Below are 16,334 nucleotides of genomic sequence, written 5' to 3' on the forward strand. Positions count from 1 at the left end.
AATGTGAGAGGGGCAAGCCCCTCCTACATTGGATCTCAGTGAGCCGTGAGTTCGCGCCACATGTAGATTTTGTCGAAGTAGTCCACGCCCACTCGCACCGCCAACGGTTCCAGGCCGTACTGGATAAACCCGCAGCGGCGGTACAGCGCAAACGCTGCATCGTTGCCGGCGGTGACGGTCAGCTGGATCACTTTCAGCCGCGGATGTCGGCGCGCTTCATCCAGCGCTGCCTCGACCAATCGCCGGCCCAAGCCTTTCTGCTGGTAAGCCGCGTTCACGTACATGCCGAACAGGGTCACCTTGTGCCGCGCCTTCTCCCTAGGCTCGAAGGCCAGGCCGACGATGCCGGCCAGTACCCCGTCGACGTACGCGCCGAGCAAACGATCCAGCGGACTTTCCAGGCGCTTTTCCCACCAGCTCAACGGTATCGACGCACGCTCGGCCACACTGGAAGTGAACGCCTGGGGATAGGCGCCGTAAGCTTCCAGCATCAACGCCCGATAAGCCTCGGCATCGTTGGCCCCCAGCGCACGCACGCTCATTCGCGTCAGGCCGGCGTGGTCAGTGACGCGCGATAAAACGGCAGGATCAGGTCACGGGTCAAGGGCGCCAGCACCAGGCCGCCATCACCGGCCGGGTCGATCCAGCGCACCTCTTCGATTTCAGCGGCCGGGCTGACCGGAGCATCGATCTGCACCTGGAACAATTCAGCGTCCACGGTAAACCCCGGTTCGTTGGCCGCAGGGGCCGAGAAGTGACCCAGGTAGACCGCGTCGCCGGGCTCGATGCGCAGGTTCAGCTCTTCGTACAGCTCGCGGGCCAGGGCCTCGACGGGCTGCTCACCGGCGTCGATCTTGCCACCGGGTTGCATAAAGGCCTGGGTACCGCGCTTGCGCACCAGCAAGGTGTGGCCGTCGCTGCCGATCAGCAGGGCAGCGGCGATACGGATAGTGCTAGGCATGAACTGAAAACCTTGAACTCAAAAAATGAAAATTAATGGAGCACCCCTTCGCTCTCGTCCGGTTCCTTGATGAACACGCTGTACTTGGCGCCTTCCATCGCCTCGAACGCAATCAGCTTGTCCACCAACGGCAGGTTCAGCACCTTGCCGGCGTTAAGCAGCAACATGCCGTTATCGGCGTTGAGGTTACGCGCCAGGACCATGCCGTCTTCCAGCTCACGGGTGGTGAGCACCTTGACGGTCGGATCGCCCAGGGTCACGTCACTGAGAAACGCAGCGCACGCCAGGATGAAGTCCTCGACCAGGTCCGGATCGTAGAGGCGCCCGGCATACTTGCGGATATACAACAGCGCTTCATCGCTGTTCAGGTGCCGCTCAAGGATCAGGCCTTTCTGCAACTCGATGAAGTCCACCGCCAGTTTCAGCAGGCGTGAACCGAACGGAATCGCATCGCCCTTGAGGTGGTCGGGAAAACCACTGCCGTCCCAGCGTTCCTGGTGATGACGGATGATCCGCGCCGCATCCTTCATCGGCTCCAGGGTCATCAGCAGCGATTCGCTCTGGGCCGGATAGCCACGGTAGCGCTCGCGATCGGTGCTGTGCAGCTTGTCGGCCGGCTCGATCAACATGCTGTCGCTCCAGCTCAGCTTGCCGATGTTGTACAGCGCGGCGGCCATGGCCATGTCGCGGGCGCTGGCTTCGTCTATGGACTGGGCGGTGCAGTACACTCGCACCAGTTCGATCAGTGCGCGGTTGGTCTGTTTGTTCTTGGGCAGGCGCAGGTTGGCCAGCAACGAAAACACTTCGGTGCCGGTCACGTAGCTGCGCTTGAGCTCGTCGTAGGCCAGGTCGAGCATGTCGGCGGTCTGTTGCAACTCACTGGTGCGTGCTGCCACGCGTTTTTCCAAGGTGGCGTTCAACAGCTTGAGCTGGTCGTTCTGCTGATGGGCCAGGCGCTCCAGCCGCTGAAATTCCAGGGCCTGCTGCAGGATCAGCTTCAGTTCGTCGTCGTTCCAGGGTTTACCGATATAGCGGTGGATCGCCCCTTCGTTGATCGCCTTGATGATCGTCGGCAGGTCGGCGTAGCCGGTGAGCAGGATGCGACTGGTGGCGGGATAAAGGCGATGAACCTCGGCCAGCAGCTGCGCGCCGTCCATGCCGGGCATGCGCGCATCGCTCATCACCAGGTCGATGGGCTGGGCGGCCATGATCTCCAGGGCCTGTGCGCCGCCGCCCGCGAGCACGACATCAAAGGGTTGGCCGCGCAACAGGCGGCGCAAGCTGTTGAGGATCGACTCTTCATCGTCGACCAGCAAAATAGTGGGTTTCGTCGCAAGTTGTTCATCCATGCCTGTTGCGCCTTCACATTGAACTGAATTGAGCTGATTTGAACCCCTGTGCCAAGCCATCTTCCCTCGCTTAAGGCGCGGAGTTGATTTGACGCCAACTGGCCGCCGAATTCAAGGGACCTCGACTACACTGTCACGGCAGGTCTGCGCCCCGCTCAGCCATGGAACCAAGGAAGGAATGGTTATGCCGTCGAACCGTTTGCAGATAAGGCGCGCACTATGAACCCGAACGCAGGGCGGGCCAACCGTCGCATCCTGATCGTCGATGATGCCACGTCCATCCACCTGGACTTTCGCAAGATCCTGTGCGCCGACGCCGACGCCGAGCCCTCCCTGGATACCCTTGAGCAGACCCTGTTCGGCACAACGGCCGTTGCTCGCCAGGCGTTTATCCTCGATTCCGCCTACCAGGGCCAGGAGGCCCTGGATCTGGTGAGTCGGGCCCTGGCAACCAACACCCCCTACGCCATGGCGTTCATCGACATGCGCATGCCGCCCGGCTGGGACGGCCTGCAAACCATCGAGCAGTTGTGGAACGTCGATCCCAACCTGCAGATCGCCCTGTGCACCGCCTATTCCGACTATTCCTTTGAAGCGATCGAGGCGCGATTGAAGTACAACGACCAGTTGCTGATCCTGAAAAAGCCCTTCGACCACCTGGAAATCCGCCAGATGGCCAGCGCCCTGACCTGGAAATGGCAGCTCGCCCAGGATGCCGCCCTCAAGGTGATCGGGCTCGAACGCACGATTGAGGAGCGCGTGCAGGAGTTGCTGAAAGTCTCGCACCTGCTGCAATACGACGCGCTCACGGAGCTGCCCAACAGCACGCTGCTGGGCGACCGCCTGACCCAGGCCATTGCCCTGGGCCGGCGCCATGATACGCAACTGGCGGTGATGTTTATCGGGCTCGACCGCTTCAAGCGCATCAACAACGCCCTGGGTTATCCGGTGGGGGATGAGGTGCTCCAGCAGGTCAGCCAAAGCCTGGTGGCGGCCGTGCGTGAGTCTGACTCGGTGTTTCGCTATGGTTAGGACGAGTTTGTGATCCTGCTCAATGATGTCCAGCATCCCCAGCAAACCCAGCACATCGCCCAGAAGGTGCTCCAGGCCATCAGCGTTACCCGGCATGTCGCGGGGCACGACCTGAGCGTTACCGCCAGCCTCGGCATCAGCATCTACCCGAATGACAGCAGCACTGCGGTGGAACTGATCAAGCACGCCGAAACCGCCATGCACACCACCAAGGAGCGTGGCCCGGACGACCTGAGTTTCTACACCGAAGACATGAACCTGCGCGCCCGGCATCAACAGAACCTGGAAAGCGCGATCCGCCAGGCCCTGGAGCACGATGAGTTTGCGCTGCACTACCAGCCCAAGCTGGACCTGAAAACCGGGCGGATCCTCGGCGCAGAGGCGCTGATCCGCTGGTTTCAACCGCGCTCGGGCTGGGTCCACCCGGCCGACTTCATTCCGGTGGCCGAAGACAGCGGGCTGATCGTCGCCTTGACCCAGTGGGTGCTGCGCCACGCCTGCGAACAGGCACAGGCCTGGCGCACCATGGGCCTGGCGCCGCTGCGCATCTCGGTGAACATCTCGGCCATCGACTTCCGCCAGCGGGAGTTTGTCGACAACCTGGCCGCCATCCTCAAGCAGACCGGCCTGCCGCCCAACCAGCTGGAGCTGGAAATCACCGAAAGCGTGCTGATGCAGAATGTCGACGAGACGGTCGATATCCTGAACCGGATCAAGGCCATGGGCGTGCGCCTGGCCCTGGATGATTTCGGCACCGGCTACTCCAGCCTCAGCTACCTGCGACGCTTTCCCATCGATGTGCTGAAGATCGACCAATCATTCGTGCGCGGGCTGCACGAAAATAGCCAGGACGCGCAACTGATCAGCGCTATCATCGGGATGGGCAAGAGCCTGGAGCTGAACATCATCGCCGAAGGGGTAGAGACCGTCGAACAGCTGAACTTCCTGAGAGCCCAGCACTGTGAAGAAGGCCAGGGCTTTCTGTTCAGCAAGGCCGTGCCTGCGAAGGATTTCGCCCAGTTGCTGCAGGTGGGCAGCCCCACACTGATGCCCGACCAATAGCCCTATGCCTGCAAGGAGTGCTCGCTTGAGCGACGTTTCAACCTACCATTTCGGCTCCATCCTCGCGTTGGGGCTGTGCCTGGGGACGACCGTGACGGCCGCGCCGCTGGACGAAGCGCTCAAACCCCTGCCGCCGGTGCCGCACCTCGATGCGGCCAAGGTCGAGCTGGGCCGCCAGCTGTTCAATGAGCCGCGCCTGTCAGTGAACAACACGCTGTCTTGCGCCAGTTGCCATCACCTCGAATCCGGGGGCGCCGACACCAGGCCCTTCTCCCTGGGTTTCGACGGCAAACCCGTGGAGATCAATACGCCGTCGGTCTTCAACGCCAGCCTGAACTTCAAACAGTTCTGGAATGGCCGCGTGGACACCCTGGAAGCGCAGGTCGAGCAAGTGGTCATCAGCCCGGTGGAAATGGGCAGCGACTGGAACACCGTGGTGCAGAACCTGACCGCCCTGCCCGCCTACCAGGCGGCGTTCAAACAGGCCTACCCCGATGGCGTCACCGCCGCCAATGTGCAAAACGCCCTGGCCACCTATGAACGCACGCTGCTGACGCCCAACTCACGGTTTGACCAGTACCTGCTGGGCAACACGGAAATCCTCACGATCCAGGAAAAGTACGGCTACCAGCGCTTCAAGGATTACGGTTGCATCGCCTGTCACCAGGGCATCAACATCGGCGGCAACATGTTCCAGAAATTCGGCGTGATGGGCGACTACTTCAAGGTCCGCGGCAACCCCGTCGAGTCGGACCTGGGGCGCTACCTGCTGACCAAGGATGAGGAAGACCGGCACGTGTTCAAGGTCCCCAGCCTGCGTAACGTCGCGGTCACGGCCCCGTATTTTCACGATGCCTCGGCCAAGACCCTGGAAGAAGCCGTCGACGTCATGTTCAAGTTCCAACTGGGGCGCAATCCTTCACAGGAGGATAAAGACCTGATCATCCAGTTTCTCAAGACCCTGACCGGCGAATGGAAAGGCAAGCCTTTATGAGCAGACCGTCATGACCCTTTCTCGCCGCCGCACCAGCCAGTTGGCCTTGGGATTGATCACCCTGTTGCTGGCCTCGACCCTGATTTTTCTGTACATCAAGTCGTCCAGCGACCAGTCGTCTTCCTACACCCACTCCCGGGACCTGATCCGGCAGTTGCAGCAACTCAATGCCCAGTGGGACAGCGAAGTCCTCAAGGCCAGGATCGCCATCACCCACAACTACGACCCCCTGGTGACGCCCCTGACGGAAATGACCCGGTTGTGGGCCGAACTGGAAGCACGCGGCTCGTACCACAGCCCGCAAGACCTGCCCGCCTGGGAAGCCAGCCAGCAGGCTTATCAAGCGGCCATCCAGGAAAAGGCCCGGCGCGTCGACCAGTTCAAGTCCCATAACGCGGTATTGCGCAACTCCCTGGCTTTCCTGCCGACCGCCGAAGACGATATCCAGGCGCAGTTCAACCAGGTAAACGACGATACAAAACCGCAACTGCAAAGCGTGGCCACCGACACCTACGACTTGCTGCTCAGCAGCCTTGAATTCGCCCAGGTCACCAGCGACGAGCGCGCCGCCGACATTCTCGTCGGCCTGGGCAAGCTGGCCGTCAACCAGGAACTGCTGCCCAGCGAATTCCGCGGCCCGGTGGAGATCCTGAGCAATCACATCGAACTGATCCTGCGCGAGCAGCCGGTGGTGAACACGTTGCTCGAACAGATCGCCGCCATTCCGGTAGCCGAACGCCTGGATGACCTGACCACCCACCTCAACCAGGACCAACAGGCCCTCGACCTGGTCGAGCAGCAATACCACCGTTACCTGCTGGTGTTCTCGACCCTGCTGGTGGCCCTGCTGCTGTTCCTGGCGGTTCGCCTGCTGCGCAGTTTCGCCGAGATCAACCGCGTCAACCGCGCCTTGCAGGCGGTGAACGAAACCCTGGAACAGCGTGTGGAACGGCGTACCCGACAGCTCAAGGATGCCCAGAGCGAGCTGATGGACAGCGCGCGCCAGGCCGGCATGGCGGAGATCGCCACCAACGTGCTGCACAACGTCGGCAATGTGCTTAACAGCGTGAACATCTCCGCCGACCTGGTCACCCGCAAACTGCGCAGCAGCAAGGCAATGGGCCTGGGCAAGGCCATGCAGTTGATCAACGAACGCCAGGGCGACCTGGGCACTTTTATCACCGAGGATGAGAAGGGCAAGTTGCTGCCCGGCTACTTGAACCAATTGGTGGACGCCATTGCCGTCGAGCAGCAAGGCCTGATCGAGGAGCTGGGGCAACTGAGCAAGAGCGTGGACCATATCAAGGACATCGTCTCCACCCAACAATCCTATGCGGGCGCGCCCTCGATGAAGGAACCGGTGCAGATCAGCACCTTGATGGAAGACGCCCTGCGCATGAACGCGGGGGCACTGAGCCGGCACAATGTCACGGTGGTCAAGCACTATGGGCAGGTACCGGAAGTCCTCGGGGACAAACACCGCTTGCTGCTGATCATGGTCAACCTGATCAGCAACGCCAAGTACGCCATGTCCAACCTCACCGACCGGCCACGGCAGATGACCCTGACAGTCCAGTCGCTGGAGGGCAACAGGTTGCAGATCAGCGTGAAGGACGAAGGCGAAGGCATACCGGCCGAGAACATGACCCGGATATTTACCCACGGGTTTACCACCCGCAAGGAAGGTCACGGCTTCGGCCTGCACAGCTGCGCTTTGGCCGCCGTCGAAATGGACGGCCACCTCAGCGCCCACAGCGACGGGCCGGGCCTGGGCGCGCTATTCACCCTGACTATCCCCCTCATTCCTGCCGGAAGCCTCGTATGAACCAGCCTCCCAACCGGCGCATCCTGTTGATTGATGACACGCCGTCGATTCATGAGGATTTCCGCAAGATCCTGATGCCGCCCACTGAATCCAACCAGGAGCTGGATGACATGGAGTCGGCACTGTTCGGTGAAACCAGCAAACCCACGGCCCCCCCTTTCGACCTGCACTCGGCCTACGGCGGCGAAGAAGGCCTGCAGTTGCTCATCACCGCCATGGCGCACCAGCAGCCCTATGCCCTGGCGTTTGTCGACATGCGCATGCCCCAGGGCTGGGACGGCGCGAGGACCATAGAAGAGCTCTGGAAAGTCGCCCCCGACCTGCAAGTGGTGGTGTGCACCGCGTACTCGGACTATTCCTGGGAGGACCTGCTCGACCGCCTGCAAGGCCATGATCGCTTGCTGATCCTGAAAAAACCGTTCGATAACATCGAAGTCCAGCAGATGGCCAACACCCTGGCCAATAAATGGGACATGGCCCGTCGCGCCACCCTGCAAACCACTCATCTGGAACGGCTGGTGGAACAACGCACCCACGCGCTGCAGCTGGAAATCGAAGAGCGCAAGCACCTGGAAAGCCAACTGGTGCAGTCGGAAAAACTCGCCTCCCTGGGGCAACTCGCCGCGGGCGTGGCCCATGAGATCAATAACCCGGTAGGCTTTATCTCCTCCAACCTCAGCACCCTCGACGGCTACTTCAACCAGTTGCAACAGATGCTGGAGGCTTACCGGCAGGCCGAAGAAAGCCTCGCCACGGGTGAACAGCACGAGCAGCTCAAGGCCTTGCGCACCCGCCTGGAACTGGAGTTTCTACAGGAAGACATTCCGGTGTTGATCCGCGAGTCCAAGGAGGGCATCGGCCGCGTGGTGCAGATCGTCAAGGACCTGAAAAACTTCTCGCGGGTGGACAACGACCAGACCTGGCAATTCGCAAACCTGCAACAGGGCATCGATTCGACGCTGAACATCGTTGCCAGCGAACTCAAGTACAAGGCCGATGTGGTCAAGCACTACGCGCCGCTGCCAGAGATCGAATGCCTGGCCTCCCAGCTCAACCAGGTGGTGATGAACCTGGTGATCAATGCGGCGCAGGCCATGGGGCCGGAGCGCGGCATCATCACCATCAGCAACGGCGTGGAAGGCGAGAACGTGTGGCTGGAAGTGGCGGACAACGGCTGCGGGATTGCCCCCGAGGCGGTGCAGAAAATCTTCGACCCGTTTTTCACCACCAAGCCGGTAGGCGAAGGCACTGGCTTAGGGCTGTCACTCTCCTACGGCATCGTCAAGAAACACCATGGCGATATCTCTGTCAGCAGCGAACTGGGCAAGGGCACGAAGTTTCGCGTGGTATTGCCGATTCGGCAGACGGCGGCGTAGGACACGCCGCCGAATCATCCGCCCCTGCGCACCCTGTTATTTCTGACAGTAGACAGACCCTTTTCCCGACTCGAGACTCCACACAAGCAACACGGTTGCATGCCGGTGGCGTGCTGAACGTGAGGCCTGGACCCTCATCGTCGAAGGAAAGGACAGCATGTCTACGCGTCGCGAGTTCCTCACATACGCGTCACTGGGCGCCTTGCTCATGCCACTGGGCAGGGGCGCCCTGGCGGCCGATACAGCCGACCAGCCCAGCGCTTTTTCCTTCGAAGGCTTGATCGAACAGGCACAGGCCGATGCCTTGAAACCCTACACCTACCCCAGCACCGCATCGGCCGCGCTGCTGGCGCGACTCGACTACGCCGCCCATGGCCAGATCCGCTTCAAACCCGAGCACGCCCTGTTCGCCAAAGGCCCCGGCAAGTTCCCTGTGACATTCTTTCACTTGGGGTCGTTTTTTCGCACGCCCGTCAGGCTGTATGTGCTGGACAACGGCATTGCCCGCGAGATCGTCTACGACCCGGCGCACTTCGATATGCCGGGCGACAGCCCGGCCCATGCCCTGCCCCGTAACAGCGGGTTCGCCGGTTTTCGTATCCAGGAAAGCCGCCTGGGCGACCAGGCCAGGCTGGCGTGGCAACAGAACGACTGGGTGGCCTTTCTTGGCGCGTCGTACTTCCGGGCCATCGGCGAGTTGTACCAGTACGGCCTGTCGGCACGGGCGATTGCCCTGGATGTGGCACAAGCCGGCAAGGCCGAAGAATTCCCCGACTTCACCCACATCTGGTTCGAGCCGCCAAAGAACCAGCACACAAACGCCATGACCCTCTACGCGCGGCTCGACGGCCCCAGTATCTGCGGCGCCTACCGTTTCGAGATCCACCGCACACAGGGCGTGGTCATGGACATCGACTGCACGTTTTTCCTGCGCAAGAACGTCAGCCGGCTGGGCATTGCGCCGCTGACCTCGATGTTCTGGTTCAGTGAAACCGCCAAGCGCACCGCCGCCGACTGGCGCCCCGAGGTCCACGACAGCGACGGCCTGGGGCTCTGGACCGGCAACGGAGAACGTATCTGGCGGCCCCTGAACAACCCGCCACGCACCCTGGTTTCGGCGTTCAGCGACCGGCAACCCAAGGGCTTCGGCCTGTTACAGCGCGACCGTAATTTCGACCACTACCTTGATGGGGTGAATTACCAACGGCGTCCCAGCCTGTGGGTCGAGCCATTGGGCGATTGGGGCGAAGGCAGCGTGCAACTGATGGAAAACGGCACCGACGACGAGATCCACGACAACATCGTCGCGATGTGGGTGCCCTCGGCCCCGGCGGAAGCGGGCAACCGCTATGCGCTGCGGTATCGCCTGCACTGGCTGGCCCGGGAGCCCTACGTTTCGCCACTGGCGGTGTGCGTGGCCACTCGCCTGGGCAAAGGCGGCTCACCGGGTGAGCCGCGCCCGCTGGGGGTACGTAAATTCGTGGTGGAATTCCAGGGCGCCCCATTGGAAAAACTCGCACCGGGGGTCAAGCCCGAGGCCGTGATCAGTTGCTCCAGGGGCGCCCTCAGCCGGGTCTTTACCGAAGCGGTGCCGGACGGCGTCGCCGGCCATTGGCGAGCACAGTTCGACCTGAACGTCGACGGCAAGGAGCCGGTGGAATTGCGCCTGTTCCTGCGCCTGGACGGCCAGCCGCTGTCAGAGACCTGGCTGTATCAGTACCATCCCTTCCATTCGGAATCGACGGCAATCGGTACCCCTTCAACGGCCGACACCGGCAATAGTCCATGAGGCTCGGCGGCCGATGGGCGCTGTTCTGCGTGGTGTTCAGTGTCAGCGGCAACGCTCTCCACGCCGGCGAGCAGGACCCCGTAGAGGCCTTGTTGCAGCAGATGACGCTGGAAGAAAAAGTCGGCCAACTCAGCCAGCTCGGCGTCCAGGACACACCTACCGGCCCGGTCATTGACCAAGGCGAGCTGGCGCAACTGCCCATGAACACCGTGGGCTCGGTCCTTGGCGCCTACGGCGTCGAACAGACCCGCCGGTTGCAGGAACACGTCGTCACCCGTTCTCGCCTGCATATACCGTTGTTGTTTGCCTTTGATGTGATCCACGGGTTTCGCACTGTATTTCCCGTGCCGTTGGCGCAAGCCGCTGCCTGGGACCCTGACCTGGCACAACGGACCGCTCGCGCGGCGGCCGTTGAAGCGACGGCCAGCGGCATACACTGGACCTTCGCGCCCATGGTCGACATTGCCCGCGACCCGCGCTGGGGCCGTGTGGTGGAAGGCACCGGCGAAGATCCGTTCCTGGGCGCAGCGCTGGCCAGCGCCAAGGTGCGGGGGTTCCACGGCGCCGGGCCTGCCGACCCGTCATTTATGCTGGCGACCGCGAAACACTTCGTGACCTACGGCGCGGCCGAAGGCGGGCGCGACTACAACGTCGCCGACGTGTCGGAACGCACGTTGCGGGAAGTGTACTTGCCGCCTTTCCAGGCGGCCGTGGCGGCTGGCGTCGATGGGATCATGCCCTCGTTCAACGAACTGGCCGGGACGCCCCTGCACAGCAACACCGCGCTGTTGACCGGTGTGCTGCGCAATCAGTGGCGGTTCCGTGGCCTCATTGTCAGTGACTTCAACGCCCTCTGGGAGCTGAGCCAGCACGGCATCGCCGGCGGTCCGGCCGACCGGGCACGGCTGGCGTTCAACGCCGGGGTGGACATCGACATGGTCAGCCAGACGTACCGCCAATACCTGCCCACCCTGGTGCGCACTGGCCAGGTTCCCCTGACCGCCGTGGATAATGCGGTGCGCCGTGTACTCCAGGCCAAGCAGCGCCTGGGACTGCTTGACGATCCCTACCGCTACAGCGACGAGGCGCGGCAACGGGCCAATGTCCTGACACCGCAGCACCGGGCACTGGCACGCGAGGCCGCACAGAAGTCCATCGTATTGTTGCAAAACACCGACGCCCTGCTGCCGCTGTCCAAGCACCTGCGCAACGTGCTGGTGGTCGGCAGCCTGGCCACGGACGCCGAGGCCACGATCGGCCCCTGGGCCTTGGCGGCTCATCCCGAAGATTCGATCACGGTCTTGCAGGGCATACGCCGTGCCGTCGCCCCCGGCACCGAGGTGGTTTACCTGCCCGGCGCTTCGCCTATCAGCACCGAGACGCAGAACCTCAACGAGGTCCGGCAGGCCGCCCGCCGCGCCGAAGTGGTGGTCGCCGTGCTCGGCGAGCGCGCGGATCAGAGCGGCGAAGCCCGCAGTCGCGCGGACCTGGGCCTGCCGGGTGCCCAGGAGGCGCTGTTGCGTGCCCTGCTGGACAGCGGCAAACCCGTGGTCATCCTGTTGATGAATGGCCGCCCGCTGGTGCTCTCGCAAAACGTGCGCCAGGCGCCGGCGCTGCTGGAAACCTGGTTCCTGGGCAGTGAGATGGGCCATGCCGTGGCCGATATCCTGTTTGGTGACGTCAACCCCAGCGGCAAACTGCCGATCACGTTCCCGCGCAACGTGGGGCAGATCCCCCTCTACTACGCGCACAAAAGCACCGGGCGTCCGCCCAGCGGCGATGAAAGGTATACCTCCGGCTACATCGATGAACACTGGACGCCGCTGTATCCCTTCGGCTTCGGCCTGAGCTATACCTCGTTCAGTTACTCCGCACCGCGGCTCAGCACACAGCGGCTGGCGTCCACCCAAGTGCTGAGCGTGGCGGTCACCGTCACCAATACCGGAGCGCGCCCAGGCGAAGAAATCGTGCAGTTGTACCTGCGCGATGATGTCGCCAGCGTGACCCGCCCGGTTCGCCAACTACGCGGTTTCCGCAAAGTGCAGCTGGCGCCCGGCGAGGCGCGGGAGCTGACCTTCACCCTTGACCAGGCAGACTTCGCCCTGCTCGACAGCAACTTTTCGCCGGTGATTGAGGCCGGTACGTTCACCGTCTTCGTCGGGGCAGATTCGACCACCGAAAACCAGGCCCGGTTTGAACTGACCGATAGCCGCGCCTTGTCTATTTCGGGCCAGTCCGTCCCATCACCGGGATCAAACTGAGTACACCTGCAGGTTGTCTGGCGTTTCGTTACTGGCGCAGAATGCCGGATCGACCTGAGAGTCCGAACCCAAGGAAACCGTATGAGCCTGTCCTTGCTAAGCCGCTACGCCTTCTTTGCCGTGTGCGTCATTTTCACCCTCGCCAGCCTGCCCTTTATCCAACACGAATGGCTGTGGCCCATCACCCTGGTCACCGGCGTGTTGAGCCTGATCGGTATTTTCGACCTGTTGCAAAGCCCCCACGCGGTGCGCCGCAACTACCCGATCCTGGGCAATATCCGTTACCTGGTGGAAGCTATCCGCCCGGAAATCCGCCAGTACCTGCTGGAGTCCGACAGCGACGCCCTGCCCTTCTCGCGCTCGCAACGATCCCTGGTGTACTCGCGAGCCAAGAACGAAACCGCCGACAAACCCTTCGGCACCCTGATCGATGTGTACCAGCTGGGTTTCGAATTTATCGGCCACTCCATGCGCCCCGCGCCCCTGAGCGACCCCAGCGCCTTTCGCGTGATGGTCGGCGGCCCGCAATGCACCCAGCCGTATTCGGCGTCGGTGTTCAATATCTCGGCGATGAGCTTTGGCTCGTTGAGCGCCAATGCGATCCGCGCGCTCAACCAAGGCGCCAAGCTTGGCAATTTTGCCCATGACACCGGCGAAGGCAGCATCAGCCCCTATCACCGCGAAAACGGCGGCGACCTGACCTGGGAATTGGGCAGCGGCTACTTCGGCTGCCGCACCAGCGACGGCCGCTTCGACCCGGAGCGCTTCGCCGCGCAGGCGCAGAACCCGCAGGTGCGCATGATCGAAATCAAGATGAGCCAGGGCGCCAAACCCGGCCACGGCGGCATCCTGCCCAAGCACAAGGTGACTCAAGAGATCGCCGAAACCCGCGGCATCCTGATGGGCGAAGACTGCATCTCGCCGTCACGTCACAGCGCGTTCTCTACCCCCATCGAGTTGATGCAATTCATCGCCCAATTGCGTGAACTGTCCGGCGGCAAGCCGGTGGGCTTCAAGTTCTGCCTGGGCCACCCGTGGGAGTTCATGGGCATTGCCAAGGCCATGCTCGAAACCGGCATCCTCCCGGACTTTATCGTCGTCGACGGCAAGGAAGGCGGCACCGGCGCCGCGCCCGTGGAGTTCACCGACCATATCGGCGTGCCGCTGCGCGAAGGCCTGCTGTTCGTGCACAACACCCTGGTAGGCCTGAACCTGCGCGACAAGATCAAGCTGGGGGCCAGTGGCAAGATCGTCAGCGCCTTCGATATCGCCAGCGTGTTGGCCATTGGCGCCGACTGGGCCAACTCGGCGCGGGGGTTTATGTTTGCCATTGGTTGCATTCAATCGCAGTCGTGCCACACCAATAAGTGCCCGACCGGCGTCGCCACCCAGGACCCGTTGCGCCAACGTGCCCTGGTGGTACCGGACAAGGCCCAGCGGGTGTTCAACTTCCACCGCAACACGCTCAAGGCCCTGGCCGAAATGCTCGCGGCGGCAGGCCTGGATCATCCGTCGCAGCTGTCGGCCAAGCATCTGGTACGACGCATGTCGGCCACCGAGATCAAGCTGTTCTCGCAGTTGCATGTGTTCCTCAAGCCTGGCGAGTTGCTCACCGGCGAAGTGAATGGCGAGTTCTATTCGCGCATGTGGCAGATGGCGCGGGCGGACAGTTTTGAGCCCCATGAAGTCGCCGCTGCTTAAGGACCCAGATCGTGTTGAAAGTCATCGCCGAAGATTTCATCAAACCCGAATACCTCGACACCGTACGTCCCTGGTACGCCGAACTGGTGGAAAAAACCCGCCAGGAACCGCTGTGCATCGCCTACGATCTGTTTGTCGATCAGAAAGACCCAGGGCACTTCATTTTCATCGAGCAATGGCCCGACCAGGCCGCGCTCGACACCCATTGCCAGACCGAACACTTCACCCGGCTGGTGCCGCAGATCAATGAGCACCAGGCCAAGCCGTGCAAAGTGCTGCTGATGGATGCGTTCTGACCCACCTCTTCCCCGCTGAACCGGACCACCGACGGCATCGTAGAAACAAGGAGATTCACATGCCGTTACTGGACTTCGCTGCACTCGCCGGGCAACTGCCTGACAGCTGGAAATCGATACGCCTGGGCCAGGTCGGCCCGGCGCGGATCAAGGTGTTGCGCATGGATGAGCAGGCTTACGAAGAAGAGGTGCACGACTACAACGAAGGGCTACTGGTGATCAGCGGCCATTTGCGCCTGAGCATCGCTGATGAAGAGATCCACGTAGAGACCGGCCAGATGTACCTCGTGGAAGCAGGCACCGCTCATGCCGTACTTCCAGGTAGCCAGGGCACCCTGGTGATCATTGACGCCTAGAGACATTCAGTAATACCCAACCTTTGCAATTGCTTACAAATACCGCCAACCTGCGCCCGCCCGACGTGCGGCGTACGACAACCTCCGCGCTCACCGGTCATTACTAAACCTTTTGTTCAAGAGCCCGCTGCCATGCTGAACGGACGCGACCCGCGCATCGATTTTTTTCGGGGCCTGGCGTTGATCTTCATTTTCTGGGATCACGTCCCCCACAACCCCCTCGGCCAGATCACCCTGCGCAACTTCGGCTTCAGCGATGCTGCGGAAGTCTTTGTGTTTCTGGCCGGCTACGCCTCGGTACTGGCCTACAGCAAGGTCTTGCAACGCGAAGGCTACTGGATGGCCTGCCTGAAGATCCTGCGCCGCGCCTGGGTGCTGTACGTGGTGCATATCTTTTTGCTGGCGATGCTGATGGGCATCGTGTTCTTCGCCAACAGCAAGGTGGAAACCCGCGACCTCGTCCAGGAAATGGGCCTGACGCACTTCATCACCAACCCGCAACAAGCCTTGACCGACGAGTTGCTGCTGCGCTTCAAGCCCAACCTGATGGACCCGCTGCCGTTGTATATCGTGCTGCTGGCGGGGTTGCCGCTGGTGTTGCCGCTGCTGCTGCGCCACACCTGGCTGGTGGTGGCCGCGTCGGCGACGGTGTATCTGCTGGCGCCGTGGATGGGCTGGAACCTGCGGGCGATTGCCGACGGCGTGTGGTACTTCAACCCGGTGACCTGGCAGTTCCTGTTTATCCTCGGTGGCGCGGCGGCGCTGCAGGCCAGTCAGGCGCGCCCGCCGGAACAGCGCCCGCTCAAGCGCCAGCCGTTGTTCATGGCGGCGGCGGTGTACACCGTGGTGGCGTGTGTGCTGACCCTGTCATGGCGCTGGCCCGAGGTGCATGACGCGCTGATGCCGTCGTGGCTCAGCGACCTGATCTACCCCATCAGCAAGACCGACCTGTCGCCGCTGCGCCTGCTGCACTTCCTGGCCCTGGCCTATGTCACCGCCAAGCTGTTGCCGGGTCGCGGCTGGACGCAAACCTGGTGGGCGCAACAAAGCTGTCGCATGGGCCGCTACTCCCTGGAGGTGTTCTGCCTCGGCGTGCTGCTGGCGCCGCTGGCGGACATGCTCAACGCCCAGGTCGAGGATGCCTGGCCGATGCAGGTTTTCAGCGCGTTGCTGGGCCTGGCGCTGATGGCCAGGCTGGCGGCGTGGCTGGAGTTCAACAAGCGCCTGGACCTGGCGCTGCGCGGCGAGGCGCCGGCCCTTAAATAGATAGCCCCAGCGCCGGCATGCGCGGTGCTTCCATCTGCCCTCCACTTATCGTGAAAGGTAGAGCGC

General features: G+C 62.4%; 12 protein-coding genes and 2 pseudogenes. 11 read left to right on the forward strand and 3 right to left on the reverse strand.

Annotated elements, in window-relative coordinates; all coding sequences use genetic code 11:
- Window positions 1-35: 35 nt before the first annotated feature.
- Genes BFQ01_RS19655 through BFQ01_RS19665 form a run of 3 tightly spaced genes read right to left on the reverse strand, consistent with a single transcriptional unit; the run spans window position 36 to window position 2,310 of the window.
- On the reverse strand, window positions 36-542 hold the full coding sequence (locus BFQ01_RS19655; RefSeq protein WP_065926544.1) for a GNAT family N-acetyltransferase: 507 nt from the start codon (window positions 540-542) through the stop codon (window positions 36-38).
- A gap of 5 nt (window positions 543-547) precedes the next feature.
- The gene (locus BFQ01_RS19660) at window positions 548-961 is read right to left on the reverse strand and encodes an NUDIX hydrolase (protein WP_065926545.1); all 414 of its coding nucleotides are present in this window, start codon (window positions 959-961) and stop codon (window positions 548-550) included.
- A 32-nt stretch (window positions 962-993) separates the two neighbouring features.
- Window positions 994-2,310, reverse strand: coding sequence for an HD domain-containing phosphohydrolase (locus tag BFQ01_RS19665; protein ID WP_065926546.1), 1,317 nt, complete (start codon window positions 2,308-2,310; stop codon window positions 994-996).
- Between the two features lie 219 nt (window positions 2,311-2,529).
- Between BFQ01_RS19665 and BFQ01_RS19670 the strand changes: the two are divergent.
- The 11 genes and pseudogenes from BFQ01_RS19670 to BFQ01_RS19715 all read left to right on the forward strand — a co-directional run bounded on the left by BFQ01_RS19670 (window position 2,530) and on the right by BFQ01_RS19715 (window position 16,268).
- Window positions 2,530-4,404 (forward strand): annotated as a pseudogene (locus BFQ01_RS19670) (putative bifunctional diguanylate cyclase/phosphodiesterase).
- 25 nt (window positions 4,405-4,429) lie between these two features.
- On the forward strand, window positions 4,430-5,398 hold the full coding sequence (locus BFQ01_RS19675) for a cytochrome-c peroxidase (RefSeq protein WP_065926547.1): 969 nt from the start codon (window positions 4,430-4,432) through the stop codon (window positions 5,396-5,398).
- Between the two features lie 10 nt (window positions 5,399-5,408).
- Window positions 5,409-7,223, forward strand: a complete 1,815-nt coding sequence (locus tag BFQ01_RS19680; RefSeq protein WP_065926548.1) for a DAHL domain-containing protein — start codon at window positions 5,409-5,411, stop codon at window positions 7,221-7,223.
- A gap of 569 nt (window positions 7,224-7,792) precedes the next feature.
- Window positions 7,793-7,876: pseudogene (locus BFQ01_RS33420) on the forward strand (hypothetical protein); the annotation flags it as partial.
- Between the two features lie 60 nt (window positions 7,877-7,936).
- A complete protein-coding gene (locus tag BFQ01_RS33425) occupies window positions 7,937-8,599 on the forward strand; it encodes a sensor histidine kinase (RefSeq protein WP_370671269.1) in 663 nt (220 codons plus the stop codon).
- 208 nt (window positions 8,600-8,807) lie between these two features.
- Window positions 8,808-10,388: a glucan biosynthesis protein gene (locus tag BFQ01_RS19690; protein WP_256097764.1), complete on the forward strand. Its 1,581-nt coding sequence runs from the start codon at window positions 8,808-8,810 to the stop codon at window positions 10,386-10,388.
- Window positions 10,385-12,649 carry a beta-glucosidase BglX gene (bglX, locus tag BFQ01_RS19695; protein WP_083244911.1) on the forward strand — a complete coding sequence of 755 codons (2,265 nt, stop codon included), beginning with the start codon at window positions 10,385-10,387 and terminating at the stop codon, window positions 12,647-12,649. Before BFQ01_RS19690 ends, bglX begins: the two co-directional genes overlap by 4 nt.
- Before the next feature lie 81 nt (window positions 12,650-12,730).
- Window positions 12,731-14,350 (forward strand): FMN-binding glutamate synthase family protein, encoded by a 1,620-nt coding sequence (locus tag BFQ01_RS19700; protein ID WP_065926551.1) that lies wholly within the window; start codon window positions 12,731-12,733, stop codon window positions 14,348-14,350.
- Between the two features lie 11 nt (window positions 14,351-14,361).
- Window positions 14,362-14,646 (forward strand): putative quinol monooxygenase, encoded by a 285-nt coding sequence (locus BFQ01_RS19705; RefSeq protein ID WP_065926552.1) that lies wholly within the window; start codon window positions 14,362-14,364, stop codon window positions 14,644-14,646.
- A 59-nt stretch (window positions 14,647-14,705) separates the two neighbouring features.
- Window positions 14,706-15,002: a cupin domain-containing protein gene (locus BFQ01_RS19710; protein WP_065926553.1), complete on the forward strand. Its 297-nt coding sequence runs from the start codon at window positions 14,706-14,708 to the stop codon at window positions 15,000-15,002.
- 132 nt (window positions 15,003-15,134) lie between these two features.
- The gene (locus BFQ01_RS19715; RefSeq protein ID WP_065926554.1) at window positions 15,135-16,268 is read left to right on the forward strand and encodes an OpgC family protein; all 1,134 of its coding nucleotides are present in this window, start codon (window positions 15,135-15,137) and stop codon (window positions 16,266-16,268) included.
- Window positions 16,269-16,334 lie beyond the last annotated feature (66 nt).

This window comes from Pseudomonas sp. 8 R 14 (assembly GCF_900005955.1).
Classification (GTDB): domain Bacteria; phylum Pseudomonadota; class Gammaproteobacteria; order Pseudomonadales; family Pseudomonadaceae; genus Aquipseudomonas; species Aquipseudomonas marginalis.